Origin of the sequence: Herbaspirillum sp. WGmk3 (assembly GCF_023952535.1) — a bacterium.
GTDB lineage: Bacteria > Pseudomonadota > Gammaproteobacteria > Burkholderiales > Burkholderiaceae_D > Herbaspirillum > Herbaspirillum huttiense.
Genome location: NZ_JAKYWT010000002.1, coordinates 45,228 through 69,982, shown reverse-complemented (window position 1 = coordinate 69,982; position 24,755 = coordinate 45,228). Strand labels below are relative to the sequence as shown.

Genomic DNA, 24,755 nt, shown 5'->3' with positions numbered 1-24,755 from the left:
GGGCAATGGCCGCAGCATAGCAAAACGGCCAGCGCCGCGAGCGTGCTATTTTCCCGCATCGCGAAATGAAGGATCAGGCAGGACCGACCCCGCCCAAGGGCATCACTGCTCGTACCAGTAACGCGCGTGCTGCTTGCGGTATTGCTCCACCTGCAACTGGTCGCCCAAGGTCATGGTCAGCGCGCCGGTTTCGTCAGTGCGCAGGCGGCGAATGCCGAGTCGGCCATAACGTTCATAGACTTCCGGCTTGGGATGATTGAAACGGTTGCGATAGCCGACCTGGAACACCGCCAGTTCCGGCCGCACCGCGCGCAGGAAAGGGTCGGTGGACGAAGTACCGCTGCCATGATGCGGAGCCAGCAACACCGTGGAGGGCAAGCGGTCGGCCAGCGGCCCGCTCACCAGCTCATCTTCCTGCACCGCCTCGATATCCCCGGCCAGCAGGACCGATTGCCGTCCGATCTGCACCTTCAGCACGCAACTGCGGGCATTCGGCCGCCATTTGTCGCTGTCATAGCTGGCTGCATCCGGATGCAGCACGGTAAAGCCGATGCCATCCCAGTTCCAGGATTGTCCGGCCTGGCAGCGCGTGTGCTCGGGGGCGGCGCGCAGGATCGGGCTGTCCGGCGACAGCGAAGAATAGACGCTGTCAACCGGCAAATGCCTGAAGAGCGATACCGCCCCGCCGGAATGATCGTTGTCATTGTGTGAAATCACCACGCGATCCAGATGGTCGATCCCGCGCGCACGCAGGTAGGGCAGGATCACCCGCGTGGCCCCGTCCGACTCGGCCGTGTAATACGGGCCTGTGTCGTAGAGCAGGCGATGGCCCGGCGTCTCCACCAGCACCGCCATCCCCTGCCCGACGTCGAAGGCAGTCACACGCATGCTTCCTTCCGCCGGCGCTACCGGGGCATTGAGCAGCAAAGGCAACCAGCCGAACAGGCCCAGCCAGCGCACCGGCCAGCCGCGCGGTGCCAGCACCAGCAGGGTTCCGCCCAGGGCCAGCGCAAACATCCAGGTGCTGGGCAGCGGCGTTTGCCACACGGCCCAGGGCATGGCATTGAGCCCCTGCAGGAATTCGGCCAGCCAGACCAGCAGTTGATGCGGCACCTGCAGCACGAATTGCGCGAGCACGGCCGGCAGGATGCTGCCCAGCAGCGCCAGCGGCGTGATCACCAGCGAGACCAGCGGAATGGCCACCGCATTGGCAATCGGGCTGACCAGCGAATATTGTCCGAACAAGAGCACCGTCAGCGGCACCAGTCCCAGCGTGACGACGTATTGGGCATAACCGGCTTGCTTGATCCGCTGCAGCAGCGCCGACCACCAGTGCTTGTGCGAAGCGGCAGCGGCCATGGCCTGCGGCGGCTGCATGCGCCCGACCGAGCCATACAGCAACAAGGCCACCGCACCGAAGGAAAGCCAGAAGCCCGGCCACAGCACCGCCCAGGGATCCAGCAGCAAGACCAGCGCCAAGGCCAGGCACTGCACCACCGAGACGCGCACGATGCGGCCGCGCCAGAAAGCGATCCCGACCACGATCAGCATGTACAGCGTGCGCTGCGCCGGCACCCCGAACCCGGCCAGCAACACGTAGATGAACGCCGCCCCCATCCCGACGATCACCGCCACCTTCTGGGCCGGCAGCCGCAGCGGCAATTGCGCCCCCGTGAAGAAGGAGCGCCGCCACAGCCAGCTTGCCAGACCGCCACACAAGGCAGCCAGCATGGTGATGTGCAGGCCGGAGATGGCCATCAGATGGCCGATGCCGGTGCGATTGAACACGGTCCAGTCCGCCTGGTTGATGCCGCGCTGGTCGCCCATGACCAGCGCCGCGATCACCCCGGCATAAGGGGCGCCGGGCAGCGCCGAGTAGATGCGGTCGCGCAGCCAGCCGCGGGCGCTGTCGATCATATGGGAAGGCGTCCAGACGAAGTCGTCAACACGCCGGTTGAGCGCCGTCAGCGCTGCCCCGGCCGCTGCCGGACGGCCGACCACGTAGCCGGTAGCCCGCACATCGTCCTGCAGCAGCCACAATTCATAATCAAAGCCATCCGGATTGGCATTGCCATGCGGACGCTTGAGCCGCACCTGCAAGCGCCAGCGCTCACCCGGCCGCAGGTCGGGCACGGCCATCCTGGGCGGCGCGGCCTGCTCGCCATCCTCGGAGGGCTGCTGGTAGCGCTGGTTACCGTACCAGGACAGCGCCAGCCGGGGCGGCACCGGCGGCTTCACGCCCCCCTGTACCACCACCTGCTCCACATCGAAACGGAAGCGCACGCCCTGCTCGGTATGCGCGGGCAAATCCGCGACGGTACCGATGACGGTGATATCACGTCCTTCCCAGGCTTTGGGGAGCTCCTGATCGAGGTAATACTGGGCAAAGGAAGCCGCCCACAGAAAGCCCAGCCAGGCACCACAGGTCAGCAACAGGGGCACCCGCAGCCAGGGCTGCCAGAACTTCCAGGCCGTCAAACCCAGCAAGAGCGCCAGCACCAGCCCGACCGCAACCCATTCGGTGCCCGGCAACTGGCCCTGCACCTGCAGCAATCCCACGCCGATGGCAAACCCGATGATCAGCGCGCGCATCAGAGTGGCAATCCTGCATGCGCCAGGCGCGGCAACGCGGCCCGGGCATTGGCGCTGGTGGCGGCGGCGATCTCCTGCAGCGGCAGCTGACGCAGCTCGGCCAGGACTTCACCGATGCGCGGGATCTGGTCCGGGGTATTGATGCCGGGATGCCGCCAGGCCGGCGAAATATCCGGCGCGTCGGTTTCCAGCACGATCGAGGACAAGGGCAATTCGGTCGCCAGCCGGCGGATCTGCAGCGAACGCGGGAAAGTCATGGCGCCGCCAAATCCCAGGTGCAGCCCCAGCTCCACGAAGGCCCGGGCCTGCTGGTCGCTGCCATTGAAGGCATGCGCGATGCCGCCAGGCACGCGGATGCGGCGCAGGTATTTGAGGATGATGTCCTGCGAACGCCGCACATGCAGCAGCACCGGCAGGTCGAAGTCGCGTGCCAGCTTGAGCTGCTCGGCAAAGAAGAATTCCTGCTTCTCGCGCAGCGGCGCTTCTTTCAGGGCCGGCACGAAGAAATCCAGCCCGATCTCACCGATCCCCACGAACAACGGATCGTCCAGCGCCTCGCCGATGGCCGTACGCAAGATCTCCAGATCGGATTCCTTGGCAGTGGGGACGTAAAGCGGATGAATGCCCAGCGCATAGACGGCATTGCCGACTTCGCGCGCGAGCCGTCCGACTTCCTTGAAGTTCACTTTGGCGATGGCGGGAATGACGATGGCGCGCACGCCGGCCTGCGCAGCCTCGGCGGCCACGGCAGCGGAACGGTCGCCGAATTCCCCGGCGTCGAGATGGCAGTGCGTATCGACCCACATGTGCTGGCTTGGCGAAAATCGGAAGACCGGCCTCAGGGCAGCGGTTCCGGATAACGACACCCGCCGCAGGGGCCGCGATCGCATGATTCAGCCAGGCTGCTGATGCGGCTCGCTTCCCCCGAAGCGTCTTGTTGTTTGAACAGCATAGCCGGTTTGAACCGGCTTCAACCCGCGCAGTTTACCGTCTAACGCCCTCTTGCAGTAATTAACAATGGTAAAGAAATTCCAGATCCTTCACGCGCGGACATGAAAAAAGGACGCGATCGCTCGCGTCCTTCATCTCGCACGCTACCCGGGCGCACCGATCAGGCTTGATCAGGCCGGCTGCAGCGACTTGCCCAGCTTGCGCAGGAAGTGCTCGCAGCGTTCCATCTGCGACAGTGTCACGAACTCGTTGGGCTTGTGGGCATTGCCGATGTCGCCAGGACCGCAGACGATGGTCGGGATGCCGATCTGCTGGAACAGGCCGGCCTCGGTGCCATACGCCACCTTGCGGGTTTCACGATCCCCCGTCAGGGCGCGCACCAGCTCGGTGATGGCCGCCTGCTCGACCGCTTCCAGCGCCGGGCTGCCGGCGAAGTTGTCGATCTCCACGCGGGCCTCCGGGAATTCGCTGCGCATCTTGGGCAGCAGGACCTCGGCGATGTACTTGTCGATCTGCGCCTGGATGTCGGCCACGCTCATGCCGGGCAGGTTGCGGAATTCGTAAGTAAATTCACATAGCTCGGGAATCGTGTTGACCGCGATGCCGCCCCGGATCTGATTGGTGGTCATGGTGCTGAAGGGCACATCGAAGAATTGGTCATACGGGCCATTGGCCTTGTAGCCATCGGCGAAATCGCGGATGGCGCAGATCAGGCGTGCGGCGTGCTCGATGGCGTTGCAGCCCTGCGGGGTCAGCGAAGAGTGCGCAGACTTGCCGTGCACCTTGCAGGCAAACACGTTGATGCCCTTGTGCGCCACCACCACGTTCATGCTGGTGGGCTCACCCACCACGCAGCCATCGACCTTGATGCCGCGCTTGACGATTTCTTCCAGCATCACGGGCGCGCCGATGCAGCCGATTTCTTCATCATAAGAGAACGCCAGGTGAATCGGCTTTACACGCGGCATGGCCAGGAATTCAGGCACCAAGGCCAGCGAAGTGGCGATGAAACCCTTCATGTCGCAGGTACCGCGACCGAACAGGCTGCCATCCTTCTCGGTCAGCTTGAAGGGGTCGGTATCCCATTTCTGGCCATCCACCGGCACCACGTCGGTATGGCCGGAGAGCACGATGCCGCCTTCGGTGCTGCCGGCATGGGGGCCGGCGGTCGCGGGCAAGGTGGCGAACAGGTTGGCCTTGGTCTGCTCCTTGTTGTGCGCCAGCCAGGAGGAGATGCCCTGCTTTTCCAGGCTGTCACGCACGGTGGTGATGAGTTCCAGGTTGGAATTGCGGCTGGTGGTATCGAAGGCGACCAGGGTCTCTAGCCATTGGCGGGTGTTCATTGTCTTGCTCCAGTTTCCGTCTGTACAGGTATTCGTGTCTTCAAAAGCAGACCGCCGTCTTGTATCAAGACGGCGGCGTCAAAGGCGATAGCTTACCCGGAATGCATCAAGGCTGCTGACCGGCCACTTTCAGGCCCTGGTCGGACAAGCGCAATACGCGCGCGCAGCGGCCTGCCAGTTCGATGTCGTGGGTCACGATCACGAAGGCCGTGCCCAGCGTGCGCGAGAGTTCGATCATCAGCTCGAAGGTGCGGTCGGCCGTGCTGCGGTCCAGGTTGCCGGTCGGTTCATCGGCCAGCACGCAGGCCGGACGCGTCACCAGCGCGCGCGCCAGGGCCACGCGCTGGCGTTCGCCACCGGAAAGCTCACCCGGCACGTGCGTCACGCGCTGCGCCAGGCCGACCTTGTCCAGCATCTCGCGCGCCTGCTCCTGCGCTTCGGCCCGCTTGACGCGGCGAATCATCAGCGGCATGGCCACGTTGTCCAGCGCCGAGAATTCCGGCAGCAGATGGTGGAACTGGTAGACAAAGCCCAGCGACTGGTTGCGCAGCGTGCCACGCTCGCTCTCGCCCAGGCTGGCGAAATCCTTGCCCAGCAGGCTGACGGTGCCGGTGCTGGGCGTATCGAGCCCGCCCAGCAGGTGCAGCAAAGTCGACTTGCCGGAGCCCGAGGCACCGACGATGGCGACTTGCTCACCATGGTAGACGTCGATATCGACATTACCCAATACCTTCACCGAATACTTGCCCTGAGTGAAGGTCTTGCCCAGGCCGCGCGACGACAGCACGGCCTGGCGATTCTTGATCGGATCGTTGTTATTCATAGCGCAGCGCCTCCGCCGGTTTGACACGGGCCGCTGCCCAGCTCGGATACAAGGTAGCCAGGAAGGCCAGCACCACGGCCAGACCGCCGATGGTATAGACGTCCGACCAGATCAGTTCGGATGGCAATTCAGAAATCACGTAGATGCTCTTGGGCAGGAACTGTACGTGGAAAGCCCGCTCGATGGCCGGTACCAGCACGTCGATATTGAGTGCCACCACCACCCCCAGGCCGACGCCGATGGCAGTACCAACCAGGCCCACCAGGGCCCCCTGGATGACAAAAATCTTCATGATGGAGGCGGGAGAAGCCCCCAGCGTGCGCAGGATGGCGATGTCAGCCTGCTTGTCGGTGACCGTCATCACCAGCGTGGACACCAGGTTGAAGGCCGCCACCGCAATGATGAGCGCGAGGATGATGAACATCATGCGCTTTTCGGTCTTGACGGCCGCGAACCAGTTGCTGTTCTGCTGCGACCAGTCGCGCAGGTACAGGTCGCCGCTCAGGGTGCGCGCCAGCTGCTGGGTCACTTCCGGGGCCTGCAGCATGTCGCGGATGCGCAGGCGCACGCCGGTGGGGGCATCCATACGGAACAGGGTCTCGGCATCCTGCAGCTGGATGAAGGCCAGCGACGAATCGAATTCATAATGGCCGGCTTCGAAGATCCCGGTCACCGTGAATTGCTTCAGGCGCGGCAAGACGCCGGCCGGGGTCACCTGCCCTTGCGGCACGATCACCGTGACCTTGTCGCCCAGGCCCACGCGCATGCCGCGCGCCAGCTCGCCGCCGATGACGATGTTGAATTCGCCGGGTTTCAGGGAATCGAAACTGCCCTGCTTGACCTGCTTGGCCACGTCCGAGACCTTGGGCTCTTCCTCGGGCAGCACGCCGCGCACCAGCACGCCACGCAGGTTGTCGTCACGCGTCATCATGGCCTGGCCTGATACATAGGGCGCAGCGCCCAGCACCTCGGGGTTCTGGAAGGTCTGCTTGGCCACCGCCTGCCAGTCCTTCATGGAGCCGGAGGCATCGAAGACTTCGATGTGGGCCAGCACGGAAAGCATGCGGTCACGCACTTCCTTCTGGAAACCATTCATGACCGACAGCACCACGATCAGGGCAGCCACGCCCAGCGCGATGCCGGCCATGGAAATGAGGGAAATGAAGGAAATGAAACTGTTGCGGCCGCTGCGCTTGCCGGCCCGCGTGTAGCGGATGCCGACCAGCCATTCGAACGGCAGGTTTTTAATCAGACTCAAAATTGCTCCGGGAGAGGGCCTGCACAATGTGCTGCCAGTGGCCTCGCCTCCCGGTTCCGGGACGCAATCCTCTGGCCGCACGCCAACACGGGCGAAGACAAAGCGCGAAGTTTGCCACAGTTTGCAGTCATGGCCCATCCCTGGCCATCTGCTCCATACTCGCGCCGGACCCGTCGGTCGTCTGCCGTGAAGCCTGTAGATTCACTTCTACGGCAGAGGTTCGCGCCAAGATGTTTCATATAGTGGATGTGCCTGATGTTGCATCGGGGACTGGTTATATATACAGTACATCCTTGCCCAGCCATCGCCGATATGAATTTCCCCGCACCATGCCACCCGAACTCGCCCAGGACGTCCCCGACACCAGCAGCCCGCCCACCGGCGAGCGCGACCCGTTTGCGTGCCTGAACGCACAGCAGCGCGAGGCGGTCGAGCATGGCAGCGCCTTGCCGGCAGCACAGCAGCCGCCGCTGCTCATCGTGGCCGGTGCCGGTTCGGGCAAGACCAATACCCTGGCGCACCGGGTGGCCAGGCTGATCCTCGACGGGGCCGACCCGCAACGCATCCTGCTGCTGACCTTCTCGCGCCGGGCGGCGGCCGACATGGGCCGGCGCGTGGGCCAGGTGATCCGCCAGGTGCTGGGGCTGGCGGCCACCGACAGCCCGCCGCAACTGCCCTGGTCAGGCACCTTCCATGCCATCGGCGCGCGGCTGTTGCGCGAGTACGCGGCCGTCATCGGCCTGGAAGAAGACTTCACCATCCAGGATCGCGGCGATTCCGAAGACCTGATCGGACTGCTGCGCCACGAGATGGGGCTGTCCTCTAACGACAAGCGTTTTCCGCTGAAGGGCACTTGCCTGTCGATTTATTCACGTGCGGTCAATACCCGGCAAGACCTGGGCACCGTGCTGCAGACACAATTCCCCTGGTGCCGGGAATGGGAGAGGCTGCTGGGCGAACTTTTTACCCGCTATGTCGAGGCCAAGGAAGCACAGCACGTGCTCGATTACGACGACCTGCTGCTGTTCTGGGCCGACATGCTCTCCGACCGCGAGATTGCGCAATCGGTCGGTGCACGCTTCGATCATGTGCTGGTGGATGAGTACCAGGACACCAACCGCCTGCAAGCCGAGATCCTGCAACGGATGAAGCCCGATGGCGCCGGCGTGACCGCCGTGGGTGACGATGCCCAGTCCATCTATTCCTTCCGGGGCGCGACGGTGCGCAACATCCTCGATTTTCCCGAGCTGTTCACCCAGCCGGCGCGGCTGTTGACGCTGGAACAGAATTACCGCTCCACGCAGCCCATCCTGCAGGCCTCCAACGCCGTCATCGCCGATGCGCCGGAACGGCACGTCAAGCAGCTCTGGAGCGACAAGCCGTCCTCACAGAAGCCGCAACTGGTGGTCATCCCGGATGAGGCCGAACAGGCGCGCTGGGTCGCCAACCGCATCCTGGCGCATCGTGAAGAAGGGCTCACCCTGAAATCCCAGGCGGTGCTGTTTCGTACCGCCACCCACAGCGCGGCGTTGGAACTGGAGCTGGTCCGGCGCAACATCCCCTTCGTGAAGTTCGGCGGACTCAAATTCCTGGAAAGCACCCACATCAAGGACCTGCTCTCGCTGCTGCGCCTGGCGCACAATCCCAGCGGGCGCATGGCGGGCTTCCGGGCGCTGCAACTGATTCCCGGGGTCGGTCCCGCTACGGCCAGGAAGGTACTGGACCTCATGGCCGCCGCCAGCGACCCGGCCGATGCGCTGCTGAACTTCGGCGCACCCGCCAGTATCGCCCTGCAATGGCAGGCCTTTGCCGACACCTACGACCTGATGCGCCGCGCCAGTGCCAGCTGGCCGACCGACATCCAGGCCGCGCGCGACTGGTATCTGCCGCACCTGGAGCAGCGCTATGAAGACGCCGACGCCCGCGCTGCCGACATCGAGCAACTGACCGCGCTGGCCAATGGCTATGCCTCGCGCGAGAAATTCCTGACCGAACTGACGCTGGATCCGCCCGAAGCCAGCAGCGACTTCTCCGCTCCGCCCTACCGCGACGAGGATTACCTGACACTCTCCACCATCCACTCCGCCAAGGGCCAGGAATGGCGCTCGGTCCACGTGCTCAACGTGGTCGATGGCTGCATCCCGTCGGACCTGGCCACCGGCAGCGAGGCCGAGATCGCCGAGGAGCGGCGCCTGCTGTACGTGGCCATGACGCGCGCCAAGGAGTATCTACACCTGGTGGTGCCGCAGCGCTTCTACATCACCCAGCAAACCGCGCAGGGGGACCGCCACGTCAACGGCATCCGCAGCCGCTTCATCACGCCGCGCATGCTGCCGTTCTTCGAAGACAGCCTGTGGTTCTCGGCCGAGACCAATGGCGCGCGCACGCCCATGCCCGACAGCGTGCGCATGCTGGTGCGCCAGCGTGCAAAAAAGGCCTGGAACAATGGCTGACCCCGCTTTGAAGTGAAGCCTTGTTCAGGCAACCGGGGCCAAGCGGCGCGCCAGCCGCTAAAATAGCGCCCCATGAATCAACTCGACATCCTCATTCCCTTTGCCCTGCCCCCGGCTGAACTGGCGCGCGACCTGTTGCGCCAGAGCCAGGCACCGGCCCTGGCCATGCTGCTGGGCCGTGGCAAGGCTGCGCCACGCCAGGCGCATGACCCGTTTTCGCGCGCCCTGCCCCATGAGCACTGGCTGGCCCGGCGCTTCGGCCTGCCGCCTGCGCCCCAGGATTCCAGCCCCGCTGCCGCCAGCGCCCTGATGCAGCGCCTGGGCCACGCGCCTGCGGCCGGTCACTGGTTCGTGCTGCATCCGGCCCACATCCACGTGGCGCGCGACCACCTGGTGCTGACCGACATCGGCCAGCTGCAGTTGGAAGAGGATGAATCGCGCCGCCTGTTTGCCGCCGCCCTGCCCCTGTTCACCGAGATCGGCCATGAGCTGGTCTATGGCGATGCCCGCACCTGGTTCATCCGGGCCGACGCCTGGGCCGGGCTGCGCACCTCCACGCCCTCGGCCGCGAGCGGGCGCAACGTCGACATCTGGATGCCGGAAGGACCGGGCGAACTGGCCTGGCGCAAGCTGCAGAACGAAGTGCAGATGCAGTGGTTTGCCGAGTCGCTCAATGAACAGCGCGAAATGCGCGGCCAGAAGGCCATCAATTCGATCTGGATCTGGGGTGGAGCCGATGCTGGCGTACGCGCCGACGCCACTTACGCCGCCCGCTTCGGCCTGCGCGGCTGGCTGCGCGCCTTCGGCGAAGAGCGCGCCGACGGTGGTGCGGCCCAAGTAGCCCAAGGCAGTGGCCATCGCCTGCTGGTACTGGATGCGCTGGCCGAAGCGGCACTGGCCGAGGAATGGGGCCTGTGGCTGCAGCATCTGGAACACCTGGATCGCGACTGGCTGGCGCCCTTGCTGGTGTCGCTCAAGGCCGGCAGCCTGGAATCGCTGAACCTGATCCTGACCGGCGCTGACCGCAGCCAGGAAGTGGCGGTCACGCGGGGCGCACTGCGCCGGTTCTGGCGTAAAGCTTCACTTTCGGGGCTGTCGGCATGATTCGCGTCACCACCCGTTCCTATGACATTTCCCAAGCCGAGCAACTGATCGCCGAAGGCGTGCATCCGGTGCTGGCGCGGGTCTACGCGGCGCGCGGGCTGTCCACTGCGCGCGAACTGGCCAGCGAGCTCAATGCCCTGATTGCGCCTTCCGGCTTGCTGCATATCGAGGCGGCCGCCATTTACCTGGCCGACGCCATCGCCGAGCGCAAGAAGCTGGTCATCGTCGCCGACTACGACTGCGACGGTGCTACCGCCTGTGCCGTCGGCCTGCGCGGCCTGCGCCTGCTGGGCGCGCAGGTGGACTACATCGTGCCCAACCGCTTCGAATACGGTTATGGCCTCACGCCCGAGATCGTCGAACTGACCGTGCGCGAGAAGAATCCCGACATCATCGTCACCGTCGACAACGGCATCGCCAGCATCGACGGCGTGGCCGAAGCCAAGCGGCGCGGCATCGACGTCGTCGTGACCGACCACCACCTGCCGGGCGACGCCCTGCCGGACGCACGCGTGATCGTCAACCCCAACCAGCCGCAGTGCGGCTTCCCCAGCAAGAACCTGGCGGGCGTGGGGGTGATGTTCTACGTGCTGCTGGCCTTGCGCGCCGAGATGCGCAAGCGCGGCCTGTTCGATGCCCAGACCCAGCCGCGCCTGGACAGCCTGCTGGACCTGGTGGCCCTGGGCACGGTGGCCGACGTGGTCAAGCTCGATGCCAACAACCGCATCCTGGTGGCCCAAGGCTTGAAGCGCATGCGCAGCGGCAAGATGCATCCCGGCATCGCCGCCCTGTTCCGCGCCGCCGGCCGTGAAGCCCGCCGCGCCACCCCGTTCGACCTCGGCTTTGCCGTGGGCCCGCGCCTGAACGCAGCCGGCCGCCTGGCCGACATGTCGCTGGGCATCGAATGCCTCACTACCGATGACGAAGGCCGGGCCTGGGCCATCGCCCAGCAACTCGATGCCATCAACCGCGAACGGCGCGACATCGAGGCCGGCATGCAGGACACCGCCCTGCTGCTGCTGGACGATTTCAATCCGGCCGACCGCCGTACCATCGCCATCTTTGATCCCTCCTGGCACCAGGGCGTGATCGGCATCGTGGCCTCGCGCCTGAAAGACAAGTTCTACCGCCCCACGATCACCTTCGCGCCCGGCGATGAAGGTTTCATCAAGGGCTCGGGCCGCTCGATTGCCGGCTTCCACCTGCGCGACGCGCTGGACCTGGTATCCAAGCACGCGCCTTCGGTGATGACCAAGTTCGGCGGCCACGCCATGGCGGCCGGATTGACCATCCATGCCGACGCCTTCGATGCCTTCTCCCAGGCCTTTGAGGCGGTCGGCCGCGACTGGCTCACGCAGAACCAGCTGGAACGTGTCATCGAGACTGATGGTGAACTGGAGGACAGCTATTACTCGGTCGAATTCATCACCCTGATGGACCAGCAGGTCTGGGGCCAGGGCTTCGCCCCGCCGGTGTTCTGCGACCATTTCCGCGTACTCAGCCAGCGCATCCTGAAGGAAAAGCACCTCAAGCTGCAGCTGGAAAAGGGGGGCCGCAAGTACGATGCCATCTGGTTCGGCCATACCGATGCCCTGCCCGATCACGCCCAGGTTGCCTTCCGGCTCGATGCCAATGAGTACAACGGCAAAACCACGGTGCAGCTGATGGTGGAGCACGCTGAGCCGGCCTGATCGGACACAGCCGCTTCCTGCCGGAAAACTGACGGATCATCACACCCTTGTCTGGCCGCGAACCCGCGCCAGACATGGATTGCGGCATGGAAACAAGCGTAAAAAAAGCCAACAATCGCAACGTTGCAGTGGCACAATGTTGGCTTGGAGCGACTTCCGAATCGATTTGAGGGAAGTGGACAACACGGGCGCTCCGAGGAATAACAACAACAGCAAACCCCTGAATGAAGCTCAAGCGCATCCATTGCAGCCTGGTGACTCGTCTCGTCCTCTTCGGCCTCCTGCTGATCGTGGGCAGCGCGCTCCTGCGCTATCACATCCTGATCGGCTTTCTCGAAAAGGAGCAGGCCCAGGTCGCCGCCGACCAGCAAAGCACCATCGCCAGCTATCTGGCCGAAGACATCGGCTACCGCGTGCAGGAACGTGCACGTTATCTGGAGCGCCTGGCCCGGCACATGCCCTCGCCGATGCTGGACGACCGTGCCGCCATCCGCGCCTGGCTGCAGGACCACCAGGAGCTGCAGCCGCTGTTTGCCCAGGGCCTGTTCGTGGCCGATGCCAATGGGCTCATCGTGGTCGACTACCCCACGCTCAATGGCCGCCGCGCGCTCTCGCTGACCCAGTACACGGATTTCGAACGGGTGCTGCAAGGGGCGACGGTGATCTGCCCCCCCATGACCAGCCCGGCCAGCGGCAAACCCATCATCGCCATGCTCACCCCGCTGCGCAATACCGAAGGCAAGGTGGTGGGCGTGCTGGGCGGCAGTACCGAACTCAATGCGCCGGGCTTCCTCGATCATCTGCAACGGGCCCGGCTGGGGCCGACCGGCAGCTTCCTGCTGATTTCACCGAGCCAGCGCTTGATCATCGCCTCCAGTGACGAAGCCCTGGTCTACAGCCAGTTGCCCCCGGTCGGCAAGGACCTGCTGATGGATCGCGCCCTGCAACAGGGTTTCCGCGGCAATGGCGTGGGCCTGGCCGCCAATGGCATCAATGAAATCAAAGCCTTCGCGTCGATTCCCGGTACCAGCTGGCTGGTGGCCGTGACGCTGCCGCTGGCCGACGCCCTGCCGACGGTCGAGCGCACGCGCGCCCTGATCGGACGCGGCGGGCTGATCCAGGGAGCCATGGTGATCCTGCTGGTCACGCTGGCCTACCTGTGGTTCTTCCGCCCGCTGCGCCGCGCCGCCGCGCTGGCAGACCGCATGACGCGCGGTGAATTGCCCTTGTCGCCGCTGCCAGTGGAACGGCGCGATGAAGTCGGCCACCTGACCATGGCCTTCAACGGCTTGCTGTCGCGCCTCAAGCTGCACCAGGCGGAATTGCAGCACCAGGCGCATCACGATGTACTCACCGGCCTGCCCAACCGCATGATGCTGGCCGAACGCATGGAAGCCGCACTCACTCACGCCTGCCGCGAACGCAATGGGGTGGCGCTGCTGTTCCTCGACCTGGATGGATTCAAGCCGATCAACGATACCCTCGGCCACAAGGCCGGTGACCAGGTGCTGCAGGAAGTCACGCGGCGGCTGCGTCAGGTGGCCCGCCACGGCGACACGCTGGCGCGTGTGGGCGGGGATGAATTCGTGCTGCTCATCACCGACCTCGGCCAGCCCTATGAAAACGGCGCGCAGGTACTGGCCGAAAAATGCATCCGGGTGGTCTCCGAACCACTGCACCTGGCGCAGGGCGAGTACCAGCTGGGCGTGTCAGTAGGCATCGCCGTGTGTGATGGCAGCTGTGACGCCGACAGCCTGCTGCAGGCCGCTGACAAGGCCATGTATGCCGCCAAGGGCAATGGGCGCGGTTGCTACGTGATTGCACCGGCTTGGCCGGGAGTGCCAGGAGAACTCAGCGCACCGGGAGGAACTGCAGGAATGACCCGCCCAGCAGGTTCTGCACATAGCTGATGCCGGCGCGGCGATAGCGCTCGGTCATGAATTCGGCCATCAGGTCGAGACGGCCGACGATCTTGCCGAATTCCCGTTCAAAACTCAGGTTGCGTGCCTCGCTGCCGATCTCGTCGGACAGCAGCAGGGGCGCTCCGTTGGCATTCTTGCGGCTGGAGAGGATCCAGGCGGCGATTTCCACATTGCGCGCGGCATTGTAGAGATGCTGGGCGTCGAGCCCGTCGACCAGAAAGAATTCGATCTTGTTGCCATGCGCGACGATGATCATGTCGGCGGTCGCATCGATGAAGGCGGCGACCCGATCCCCCTTGAACTCCGGTGACAAGGCCAGCGTCATGGCCTGGATATCGCGCTTGCCCTGCAATTCGGGCCAGGCCTGGCGCTGTTCGATGGCTTGTTTCACCTTCTTCTCGGCCTCGTCGCGGCTGCCAGCGGTTTTCTTCCACTCGGCCGGATTGCGCCGATACAGCTTGGACATCAGCAGGTACAGGCTATCGAGATTGGCGCGCATGGCCAGGGTGGCCACACGATTGCTGTCGGATTGCCCCATCTCGCGTGAACTGGCCTCGGCGCCCTTGACTTCGCCATGCGGCGCGGGAGCCGAAGCGCAACCCGCCAGCAGGGCGGCGCACAGCAAGGGCAGCGGCAGAATGTGAAACAGCTTTCTGGTCATCGGCGGGCGGACGAAACGAGCTGATAGGACTGATCCTAGCAGAATGCGTTCCGTCCGCCCCCTTCAGACTGAAGCCTTTTACTTCACCTCAGGCCTTGCCGGTCTGCGGCAAACCGGTCAGGTAGCCCACGGTGGCACCGAAGCGGTCCTTGAAGTTGGCGCGCACGAGAGGATCGAGGGTGTCCTTGACCTTGTCGTGCAAGCCTTTCTCCCAATCGCCGGCGTGCTGGAAGTTGCTCATCACGTAGGTCCAGCCGTTGATCTCGTCCACCGCATGCAGGCCGGTCGATTCAGCGCCCGCCGGGCAGGACAGCACGCGGGTGAGCGCCTTGGTATCGACGTTGTAGGCCCACAGGAAGTTGTTGACGTGCATGCCGCTGTCTTCACCGATGAACAAGGTGCGCAGCTTTTCGGAGAACTTGATGTTGTCCGGATTGGCGATGTGTTCCTGGTCGGCCAGGTTGCCCAAGGCATCCGGGGTCTTCAGGTCCACGCCCACCAGGGCGGCCGGCGGGGCCATGTCGATGGCCACCCATTCACTGTCGATGGCATTGCCACCAGCATCGCGCTGGCCACCGCGCAGGTTCAGGGCATACACGGCGCCAGCCTTGGGGCCTTCGACCTTGATGTGGCCGGAGCCGTTGAGCATCGAGGTCTGCACATAGGACATGGCCGAATAGGCGATCTTGTCGCGAGCATTGACGGTGGTGCCTTCCATCTTGGTGAAGCCCAGGCTGCCACCGGCCAGTGCCGCGTAGCGGTGGGTTTCCAGGAAGGCGGCGGCCTTCTGCATGCCCGGCTTGACGCGCACCCAGTTGAACTTGCCATTGAACGGGATCTTGGAGAAGGAACCGTCAGCCGGATCGGTAGTGCGGATGTCCATGATGTCGGAGGACTTGTAGCGGTCCGCCATGGCCTTGATTTCGGCACTGGTGGCGCTGCCCAGGCGTACCCAGGACAGCTTGCCGGCACCCGGACCAACGCCCGAGACCTGCTCCCAGCGCGCCACATAGAGCGTGCCCGCGGACAGGTCAGCGGCGCGGTCGGCGATGAACATGAACAGGCCGCCGTTGGTGGCATCGTCGCCCATCAGCACGGTACGCTGGTCCGGCATGACCTGTACCAGTTCGTGCGAGATGCGGCCCAGGCAATAGTGCTTCTTGATGGAACCGGTGCCGTCCGGGTTGACGGTCACTTCCGGCAGGTGGCCGTAGTGATAGGGATTGGCGCGGTTTTCGTCGCCATACAGGTTCTTGCTGAAGGCCTTGAATTGCGGATTGGAGGCGATGGCAGAGGCGTCCGGTTCATATTCTTCCGACGACAGGTGCGTATTCCAGGGCGACAGGCTGGCACCGCAAGTGATCCACAGGCCGTTGACCTGGGAGGTATCAACATTGTGGTACTGCACCAGCGAGAGCTTGCCCGACGAAGGATCCTGGTCCAGGGTCAGCACGGCGATGGGCGACGGCAGCTGGCCGTACATGGCCGCCTGCTTCTGGTCGCGCGTGGTGTATTCGAATTGCACCACGGCAAATACCGCATTGCCCATCACGCCCGGCACCTTGGCACCGGCCACGGTCAGCAGCGAAGAGCCGTCCGGGCAGTCGGAATAGAACTGGCGCTCCCGGCCCGCAACCGAGCGGTCGATGATGGGCTGGTTGTTGATGTCCAGGTAGCCGCCGGCGAGGATGCTGCCGCCCTTGCCGTTCGGGACCATGTCGCCGGTCATGAAGAAAGGCTGATAGGCCAGCTTGTAGCTCTGCTTGCTGCCATCTGCAAAAGTCACTTCCAGGGCCGAGCCGACGGTGGTGGCGGCCATGGCGGCCGGGTTGTCCAGGGTCGGGGCCGGCATGCCGGTGAAACGGGCCGAGGCGAAGGGCTTGCCCGCACCCGGGGTGGCGCAGGCGCCCAGCAGGGCCGAGGCCGACAGGCCGCCCGCCAGCGGCAGCAGGGGCGCAGCGCCCAGGGCCTTGAGCAGGTTGCGGCGGCCGGCTTGCGGCTGGTCGGCGACGGCGGGAGTGGCGGTGGGGGCAGGCTGTCTCATCGAGGATTCTCCGGTAGTGGCTAGCAGATGTCGGGCAGCGGCGGACGCACCCGTCAGTATTTTGTCAGTCAAACAAGCGCGCCGATGGTAGCGACGGAAAATGACAGGCGCGTGACGGGGGTGAAACTGCCCTCCTCCTCTTGTATAATTCGAGGTTTGATCGCAAAAGAAACCATCATGGAAGCAGAACGCCTCAATTCCCTCCAATCCTTGCTCGATGATCTGGCCACCCGTGCCACCGAGCTTCGGAGGTATCTTTGACTTCGATGTGAAGTCGGAGAAACTCGAACAAGTCAACGCCGAACTGGAAGATCCCAACGTCTGGAACGACCAGAAGCGGGCCCAGGACCTCGGCAAGGAAAAGAAATCGCTGGAAGCGATCGTCCACACCCTCATCAAGATCGACAGCGAGCTCAGCGATGCGCGTGACCTCTTCGAGATGGCCCGCGAGGAAAAGGACGAGGACACCATCGTCGCCATCGAAGCCGATGCCGAGACCCTGAAGAAGCTGGTCGAAGACATGGAATTCCGCCGCATGTTCAGCGGCCCCATGGACGCCAACAACTGCTTCATCGACATCCAGGCCGGTGCCGGCGGTACCGAAGCCCAGGACTGGGCTTCCATGCTGCTGCGCCAATACCTGCGCTACTGCGAGCGCAAGGGCTTCAAGGCCGAAATCCTGGAACAGTCCGACGGTGAAGTGGCCGGCATCAAGACCGCCACCATCAAGGTCGAGGGCGAATACGCCTATGGCTTCCTGCGCACCGAAACGGGCGTGCACCGCCTGGTGCGCAAGTCGCCGTTCGACTCGTCCAATGGCCGCCATACGTCCTTCTCGAGCCTGTTCGTCTACCCTGAAGTGGATGAATCCTTCGAGATCGAGATCAACCCGGCTGATGTGCGGGTGGACACCTACCGTGCCTCCGGCGCGGGTGGCCAGCACATCAACAAGACCGACTCCGCCGTGCGCCTGACGCACGCCCCGACGGGCATCGTCGTGCAATGCCAGAACGACCGCAGCCAGCACCGCAACCGGGCCGAGGCCTGGGACATGCTGCGCGCCAAGCTGTTCGAACTGGAACTGCGCAAGCGCATGAGCGAACAGCAGAAGCTGGAAGACTCCAAGACCGACGTCGGCTGGGGCCACCAGATCCGCTCCTACGTGCTGGACCAGTCCCGCATCAAGGACCTGCGTACCAACTTCGAAACCGGCAATACCAAGGCCGTCCTCGATGGCGACATCGACGACTTCATCGCGGCCTCGCTGAAACAGGGCGTCTGATCCAGGCGGGCCGCGCGGCTGTGCTGCGCGGCCCGGCTTTCCGGACTGACCGTTCAATTACCAAGAATTCCAACCATGACCACGCAAAACACCCCCGCCGCCCAGCCGGCAGCCGACGAGAACAGCATCATCGCCGAGCGCCGCGCCAAGCTGGCCGCCATCCGCGAGCAGGGCGTCGCCTTCCCCAACGATTTCCGCCCGGCCAACAATGCCGCCGACCTGCACGCCAATTACGATGGCCTGGAGAATGAAGCGCTGGAAGCCGAACCGGTCCAGGTGACCGTGGCGGGCCGCATGATGTTGAAGCGTGTCATGGGCAAGGCGGCCTTCGCCACCCTGCAGGACGCCTCGGGCGCGCGCGCCGATGGCCGCATCCAGCTCTACGTGACCCGCGACGTCACCGGCGAAGAAACCATGGCCGCCTTCAAGCACTATGACCTGGGCGATATCCTGGGCGCTGAAGGCACCCTCTTCAAGACCAAGACCGGCGAGCTGTCCATCAAGGTCACCAAGTTGAAGCTGATCACCAAGTCGCTGCGCCCGCTGCCGGACAAGTTCCACGGCCTGGCCGACCAGGAAATGAAGTATCGCCAGCGCTACGTCGACCTGATCATGAGCGAAGAGACGCGCCGCACCTTCAAGGCGCGTACTGCGGCGATGTCGTCGATCCGCCGCTTCATGGAAACCAACGGTTTCATGGAAGTGGAAACCCCGATGCTGCACCCGATCCCGGGCGGCGCGGCGGCCAAGCCCTTCATCACCCACCACAATGCGCTGGACATGCAGATGTTCATGCGCATCGCCCCCGAGCTGTACCTGAAGCGCCTGGTGGTGGGCGGTTTCGAGCGCGTCTTCGAGGTCAACCGCAACTTCCGCAACGAAGGTGTCTCGCCGCGTCACAACCCCGAATTCACGATGATGGAGTTCTACGCTGCCTACGTGGATTACCAGTGGCTGATGGGCTTCACCGAACAGGTGATCCGCCAGGCCGCCATCGACGCCCACGGCACCGCCGTGCTGACCTACCAGGGCCGCGAGCTGGACCTGTCCAAGCCCTTCGACCGCCTGACCATCACCGGCGCGATCCTGAAGTACGCTCCGAACTACACCGAAGCGCAACTGGCCGACATCGACTTCCTGCGCACTGAACTCAAGAAGTTCGGCGTCAAGACCGACCAGGCCCCGCTGGCCGGTGCCGGCATCGGCGCGCTGCAACTGGCGCTGTTCGAAGAAACGGCCGAATCGCAGCTGTGGAACCCGACCTACATCATCGATTACCCGGTCGAGGTCTCGCCGCTGGCGCGCGCTTCCGACACGGTCGCCGGCATCACCGAGCGCTTCGAGCTGTTCATCACCGGCCGCGAGATCGCCAACGGCTTCTCCGAGTTGAATGACGCAGAGGACCAGGCCGCCCGCTTCCAGGCGCAAGTGGCCGCCAAGGACGCTGGCGATGAAGAAGCCATGTACTACGACGCCGACTACATCCGTGCCCTGGAATACGGCATGCCGCCGGCCGGTGGCTGCGGCATCGGCATCGACCGCCTGATGATGCTGATCACAGACTCGCCCAACATCCGCGACGTGATCCTGTTCCCGCACCTGCGCCGCGAAGACTGATCGTCACGCGGGACGGCGCTGCGCCGCTCCCGCGTTGGCGCATCCCGCCTTGCTGCCTCCGCATCCCGCCCGGGATGCGGAACCCCATCCCCCCTGCACGCCCCTCCCTTCCCGCCTGAAACGCCCTTCGATTGCTCCAGAGCAGCGTTGTCTTGCCGCAAACCCGTGTCCAGACCGACTGTTGCAGGATTACAAGTCCTTACAACTGACACAGAATCGGGATTTTTTTTGGCCCCTGACCACTCCATAATCCAGTCATCCACTCATCAACGACAACAGAACAACTAGAGAGGTCATCATGGAAACCAATGCCAATACCAATACCCCGCAAAACCTGAACGCAAGCAACAACGCCGTGAGCCAGCCTTCCGCACCTGCTTCGTCGGGACGGATTCATCCGCTGGTCGCCGGTGCCTCGGTGGCCGTGATTCTGGTCAGCCTGATCGGCGTGGCCGCGATGACGGGTCTGTTGCCCAGCTCCAAGAGCGCCAATTCGCCGCAGCAGGTCGCGGCCATGGAGCAAGCCGGCCAGCCGGGCCAAGCCGCCCAGGGCCAGCAACCGCTGGTGCAGCAACAAGCTCCGCAATCCACCTCTTACCAGCCGCAACAGGGCGCCTACCCGGCCCAGGCAGCAGCACCCGTGGCCCAGCGCGCCGCGGCCGTCTGCAGCAGCTGCGGTGAAGTGATCGGCGTGCGGACCGTGCGCCACAGCGTCCCGACCAGCGGTGTGGGTATTGCTGGCGGCGCCGTGGTCGGCGGCCTGCTGGGCAACCAGATCGGTGGCGGTACCGGCCGTACCCTGGCCACCATTGCCGGTGCTGTCGGCGGCGGTTACGCCGGCAACGAAGTGGAAAAGAACGTGCGCTCCACCACCAGCTACGTCGTCGACGTGCGCATGGACAACGGCAAGACCCGCAGCTTCCCGCAAACCAGCGAAAACTGGCGTGTCGGCGACCAGGTGCGCGTGGTCAATGGCCGCCTGGAAGGCCGCGGTTAAGTCCGACAGCCCCTTCGCCCGGTCTCCGGGCGCGAGCAAACAAGCCCTTCGAGTCACCTCGAAGGGCTTTTTCTTTGTTGTCGTTTAACCGCCCGGTATTTGTCTTTTGGTGCTGGATATGAAGATTTGTGCACCAATTGCGTCTTTACAACGTTATCCTGACATCAGATTGTCATTTTCCTGCCGGATGGCATGCCAGGCCACCCTCACCCGGCGTTTCCGGGAAGGCAATTGATAAACGCTGGCAACATTTCAACGAGGCAGTTAGACTTTCGCGAAAAGTCATCCGCCTGGACGGCAGCGGAGTTGGTAGTCGGGAAACAGAACGCTGAAGCGTCGACCCGCTTACTCGTACTGAACGGGGGGCGAAGAATTCGCCGGGCGGCGCCCACGGGGCGCGAAAAGCGTTTGAAGATTTATGGACTCACTGTCATCCACCGATACCAGCAGCCCGGCCAGCACAGCGGCCGAGCCTGTCGAGCAACCTCAGCCTGAAGAGCGACACGGCGGCCCGCACAAGGAGCATGCGGTCATCCTGCTGCACGGCCTGTGCGGTTCGCAGCTGGAAATGGGGTCCATCCCCAAGCAGCTGAAGAAGGCTGGCTGTACCGTCATCCCGCTCAACATCGACAACTATTCCGCTGCCCTGACCAATCCGCGCGTCTCGCCCAATTGGGAAGACTGGTGCGCCGTGGTCGAAAGCCGGGTGGCGCGCCTGAAGGAAGAATTCCGTACCGTCTCGTTGTGCGGCCTGTCCATGGGCGCGACGCTGGCGCTGGCCGTGGCGGCGCGCAGCAAGGAACTGCTGTCGGTGGTGCTGCTCTCGCCGGTGCTGCAATACGATGGCTGGTCAGTGCCCTGGTACTGGAAAATGTTGACCGTGGTCTATGACATGGGCGTGCGCAACTGGTCCTACAAGGAAAGCGAACCCTACGGCATCAAGAATTACGAGATGCGCCGCCGTGTGGCCGCCGCACTGGAAAAGGATGGCGTGGCCGCCGTCGGTGCCGCTGCCATCCCGGCACGCCACCTGCGCGCCGCCCTGCGCATGATCGCTTTCGTGCGCAAATCCCTGCCCCTGGTCCGCACCGATACCCTGATCATTCACTCCATCGACGATGAAACCGCATCGCCGCGCAATGCCGAGCTGATCCTGCAACAGATCAACGCCGAGGTACGCAAGGTGATCTGGCTGGGCGACTGTTATCACATCATCACCGTCGACAATGAACGTGAAATCGTCACCAACGAAACGGTGATGTTCATCAAGCGCAGCATCGAGATCCACGGCAACGAGATGAACCGCAAGTATCTCGCCCATGCCTCGCCGCTGAAGGACAGACGACACTGACTTGATGTGAAGATACAACGCAGCCCGGCAATTTGGCCGCCAGTAAGTCTTTTGACAGACAGCATTCTTAACATGAGCCCATTGCACCACCGTGCAATGTGAACCAAGATGGATACGACGCGCCCCCACTCCAAGACCATCATGAGCCTGATCCGACTCAAGAACGCCAAAAGCTGGCGCCCGCAGGGCTTCAGGCCGTTGTACGTCAGTACGTTCGGCTTCGTCGCCGCCTTCGGGCTGCGCTATGCGCTGGCGCCTTTTGTCGAGGAATCGCTGTCGATGCTGTTCTTTGCCGTCAATTGCATCGTGATGAGCTATCTGTTCGGCTATCTGTACTCCCTGGGCCTGCTGGCCATCAGCATCCCCACGGCCATGTTCTTCTTCCGCAAGCCGTATTACACGATGGACGGGCTCAACGACAAGGACATCTTCCTGATCCTGGTCTACATGGTCATCGTCGCCACCGCCTCGATCATCATCGAGTGGCTGCAGCGCGAGCGCTATGCCGCGGTGCTGCAGCAGCGCGTATCGGAAACCCGCTATCGCCTGCTGATCGAATCGGACCAGGCGCGCCGTGCCGAATACGCCAGACAATTCGAAAGCAGCGCCCGCGAAAGCGCCTGATTTCGATCCGCACCGGGGCTGCCGGCAACACCTGCGCAGCCCATCAGGAAGCCCCTGATACCCTGCCCGCAGCCTCTCCCCTAAGATGCCTCCATACCAGCAAGGAGGCTGCCATGTCCCTGACCCATCACCTGCCCAGCGTACTCGTCGTCGATGCCGACCTGGACGCCATCGAAACCGCCCGCTTCGCCGTCTGGCGCAGCCAGTTGCCCTGCCAGTTCGAATGGTTCGACGATGCCGAACTGGCCAATGCTTCGCTGCTGACCAAGGCGCTGTGCCGCAGCAAGGAGCTGCCGGCCCTGATCCTGCTGGATCCGCGCAGCTTTCCCGGCACCGAAGGGTATGAATTGCTGCGCACCCTGTGCATCTACCAGCAACTGGCGCATATCCCGCTGGTGCTGTTCACGGCCGCGCCGATGTCCGCCGATTTCGCCCAGGAACAGGACAGCCGCATCTGGTATGCCGCCAAGCCGGCCCGCGCGGCCGATTACATGGACCTGGTCACGCGCTGCGTGAAGCAGCGCCTGCATCAGCCGGCCACACTCTGATCACGCCGCACGCGCCTGACGATGCCCGCCAGGCGCCGGATCAGCGCTGCATATTGCTCGTGTGACGTATTGCCGTAACCGATCACCAGCCCGTTGTTGCCAGCCTGCGCCGGCCCTGCCGAAAACGACGACAGCGCCCCGACGTTCATGCCCGCCGCCCGCGCCGCCGTACTCACGGCGGTATCCGGACAATCCGGCGGCAGCCGCAAGGTCAAATGCAAGCCGCTGTCGCCCCCTGAAATGCCGAACTCCGGCAACTGCGCCTGCAAGGCCGCGCGCAAGGCCTGCTGACGCTCCCGGTAAAGCCGCTTCATGCGTCCCAGATGGCGCGCGAACTGGCCGCCGGCCATGAACTCCGCCAACGCCAGCTGCTCCAGCCGATGCCCGCCGCGCAACAACTCGGACAGCGCGCGCCCCGCCCCCTCTTCCACGGAAGACGGCAGTACCAGAAAACCGATGCGCAAGCCCGGGAACAGGGTCTTGCTGAAGGTGCCCACGTACAGCACCGGCGCATCCGGCACCAGTCCCTGCATGGCCGGGATGGGATGGCCGTGATGGCGGAAGTCGCTGTCGTAATCGTCCTCGATGATCCAGCAGCCGTGCTCGCGGGCCCGCGCGATGAGCGCCAGCCGCCGCGCCAGCGACAGTACCGCGCCGGTCGGATATTGGTGCGAAGGCGTCACATGGATCAGCCGGGGCGGCGAGCGCCACGCCCGCTCGGCAATCAGGATGCCCTCCTCGTCGACCGGCATGGAACGAATCTTCATATCGCCCGCATGGAAGGCGGCACGCACTCCGCCATAGCCGGGATCCTCCAGCCAGGCGCGCTCGCCCGGATTGGCAAAGAGCCGCACGCACAGCGACAGCGCCCCTTGTGAGCCCTCGGTCACCACCACCTGTCCCGCTTCGCAACGCACGCCGCGAGCCACCCGCAGATATTGCGCGATGGCCTCGCGCAAGGCTGGCTCGCCGAGCGGATCGCCATAGGCCAGCGCCATCGGGCCGGCCCGTTTCAGCGCGCGCTCCTGCGCGCGCAGCCAGGCATTGAGCGGAAAGCGATTGAGCGCCGGCATCCCCGGCGTGAGGGCCAGCCCGCGGTCACCGGCATCGCGCGTGGGCTGCATGATGCTGACCCGGCGCGATGGGCGTGCGTGGCCGGTGCGTGACGCAGGGGACACGGCATGCAGCCTTGCCGGCGCTGCCAGCAGGGTCGCCACGCGCGTCCCCTGCCGATCCGCTACGGCATAGCCCTCGGCCACCAGTTGTTCATAGACTGCCAGCACGGTATTGCGCGCTACCTGCAACTGCTCGCACAGGCTGCGGGTGGAAGGCAGGCGACTGCCGGGCGGCAACTGGCCACCGAGGATGGCGCGCTTGAAGCGCGCCAGCAATTGCTGCTGGCGCGAGGCCGCACCGGGCCGTACATCGAGCGGGGAAGACAGCAAGGAAAGTGGCATGGCAAGCAGGTTTTCGTGGCTCCATCAAATCATCGTC

Annotated in this window: 18 protein-coding genes; 10 read left to right on the top strand and 8 right to left on the bottom strand. The window is 64.2% G+C overall.

The genetic code is table 11. The features are described 5' to 3' along the window. Positions 1 to 102 precede the first annotated feature (102 nt). The 5 genes from MKD49_RS06340 to MKD49_RS06320 all read right to left on the bottom strand — a co-directional run bounded on the left by MKD49_RS06340 (position 103) and on the right by MKD49_RS06320 (position 6,967). Entirely contained in the window at positions 103 to 2,592 is a 2,490-nt protein-coding gene (locus tag MKD49_RS06340) for a DNA internalization-related competence protein ComEC/Rec2 (RefSeq protein WP_252695816.1), read from the bottom strand. Further along, positions 2,592 to 3,398, bottom strand: coding sequence for a TatD family hydrolase (locus tag MKD49_RS06335; protein ID WP_252695815.1), 807 nt, complete (start codon positions 3,396 to 3,398; stop codon positions 2,592 to 2,594). Before MKD49_RS06335 ends, MKD49_RS06340 begins: the two co-directional genes overlap by 1 nt. A gap of 315 nt (positions 3,399 to 3,713) precedes the next feature. Next, on the bottom strand, positions 3,714 to 4,886 hold the full coding sequence (gene argE, locus MKD49_RS06330; RefSeq protein WP_252695814.1) for an acetylornithine deacetylase: 1,173 nt from the start codon (positions 4,884 to 4,886) through the stop codon (positions 3,714 to 3,716). A gap of 106 nt (positions 4,887 to 4,992) precedes the next feature. Beyond that, positions 4,993 to 5,709, bottom strand: coding sequence for a lipoprotein-releasing ABC transporter ATP-binding protein LolD (gene lolD / locus MKD49_RS06325; protein ID WP_134135883.1), 717 nt, complete (start codon positions 5,707 to 5,709; stop codon positions 4,993 to 4,995). After that, on the bottom strand, positions 5,702 to 6,967 hold the full coding sequence (locus MKD49_RS06320; protein ID WP_134135884.1) for a lipoprotein-releasing ABC transporter permease subunit: 1,266 nt from the start codon (positions 6,965 to 6,967) through the stop codon (positions 5,702 to 5,704). Before MKD49_RS06320 ends, lolD begins: the two co-directional genes overlap by 8 nt. A 329-nt stretch (positions 6,968 to 7,296) precedes the next feature. On the opposite strand from MKD49_RS06320, the gene MKD49_RS06315 reads away from it, so the two are divergent. From MKD49_RS06315 to MKD49_RS06300, 4 genes are all read left to right on the top strand, one after another. Then, positions 7,297 to 9,420 (top strand): ATP-dependent helicase, encoded by a 2,124-nt coding sequence (locus MKD49_RS06315; protein WP_252695813.1) that lies wholly within the window; start codon positions 7,297 to 7,299, stop codon positions 9,418 to 9,420. Positions 9,421 to 9,492: 72 nt separating this feature from the next. Beyond that, positions 9,493 to 10,524 (top strand): hypothetical protein, encoded by a 1,032-nt coding sequence (locus tag MKD49_RS06310; protein WP_252695812.1) that lies wholly within the window; start codon positions 9,493 to 9,495, stop codon positions 10,522 to 10,524. After that, on the top strand, positions 10,521 to 12,215 hold the full coding sequence (gene recJ / locus MKD49_RS06305) for a single-stranded-DNA-specific exonuclease RecJ (protein WP_121041691.1): 1,695 nt from the start codon (positions 10,521 to 10,523) through the stop codon (positions 12,213 to 12,215). Before MKD49_RS06310 ends, recJ begins: the two co-directional genes overlap by 4 nt. 224 nt (positions 12,216 to 12,439) lie before the next feature. After that, positions 12,440 to 14,125 carry a diguanylate cyclase domain-containing protein gene (locus MKD49_RS06300; RefSeq protein WP_121041693.1) on the top strand — a complete coding sequence of 562 codons (1,686 nt, stop codon included), beginning with the start codon at positions 12,440 to 12,442 and terminating at the stop codon, positions 14,123 to 14,125. On the opposite strand, the gene MKD49_RS06295 is transcribed toward MKD49_RS06300, so the two are convergent. Then, positions 14,067 to 14,798: a hypothetical protein gene (locus MKD49_RS06295; RefSeq protein WP_252695811.1), complete on the bottom strand. Its 732-nt coding sequence runs from the start codon at positions 14,796 to 14,798 to the stop codon at positions 14,067 to 14,069. The genes MKD49_RS06300 and MKD49_RS06295 overlap by 59 nt on opposite strands. Before the next feature lie 88 nt (positions 14,799 to 14,886). Then, on the bottom strand, positions 14,887 to 16,842 hold the full coding sequence (locus MKD49_RS06290) for a PhoX family phosphatase (RefSeq protein WP_252695810.1): 1,956 nt from the start codon (positions 16,840 to 16,842) through the stop codon (positions 14,887 to 14,889). Positions 16,843 to 17,019: 177 nt separating this feature from the next. Here MKD49_RS06290 and prfB point away from each other — a divergent pair. The 6 genes from prfB to MKD49_RS06260 all read left to right on the top strand — a co-directional run bounded on the left by prfB (position 17,020) and on the right by MKD49_RS06260 (position 23,261). Continuing rightward, positions 17,020 to 18,124, top strand: a protein-coding gene (gene prfB, locus MKD49_RS06285; RefSeq protein WP_134222691.1) for a peptide chain release factor 2 whose coding sequence is annotated in 2 segments (ribosomal slippage) — positions 17,020 to 17,100 and positions 17,102 to 18,124 — 1,104 coding nt in all. Because the reading frame shifts where the segments join, the coding sequence is not laid out codon by codon here. A 75-nt stretch (positions 18,125 to 18,199) separates the two neighbouring features. After that, a complete protein-coding gene (lysS, locus tag MKD49_RS06280; RefSeq protein WP_252695809.1) occupies positions 18,200 to 19,741 on the top strand; it encodes a lysine--tRNA ligase in 1,542 nt (513 codons plus the stop codon). 298 nt (positions 19,742 to 20,039) lie between these two features. After that, entirely contained in the window at positions 20,040 to 20,738 is a 699-nt protein-coding gene (locus tag MKD49_RS06275; protein WP_209566797.1) for a glycine zipper 2TM domain-containing protein, read from the top strand. 418 nt (positions 20,739 to 21,156) lie between these two features. Beyond that, positions 21,157 to 22,089, top strand: coding sequence for a carboxylesterase (locus tag MKD49_RS06270; protein ID WP_121041705.1), 933 nt, complete (start codon positions 21,157 to 21,159; stop codon positions 22,087 to 22,089). A 108-nt stretch (positions 22,090 to 22,197) separates the two neighbouring features. Next, positions 22,198 to 22,713: a DUF4118 domain-containing protein gene (locus MKD49_RS06265; protein ID WP_209566801.1), complete on the top strand. Its 516-nt coding sequence runs from the start codon at positions 22,198 to 22,200 to the stop codon at positions 22,711 to 22,713. Between the two features lie 113 nt (positions 22,714 to 22,826). Next, entirely contained in the window at positions 22,827 to 23,261 is a 435-nt protein-coding gene (locus tag MKD49_RS06260) for a histidine kinase (protein WP_252695808.1), read from the top strand. On the opposite strand, the gene MKD49_RS06255 is transcribed toward MKD49_RS06260, so the two are convergent. Further along, positions 23,243 to 24,718, bottom strand: coding sequence for a PLP-dependent aminotransferase family protein (locus MKD49_RS06255; protein ID WP_252695807.1), 1,476 nt, complete (start codon positions 24,716 to 24,718; stop codon positions 23,243 to 23,245). The two genes, MKD49_RS06260 and MKD49_RS06255, sit on opposite strands and share 19 nt — an antisense overlap. Between the last annotated feature and the right edge of the window lie 37 nt (positions 24,719 to 24,755).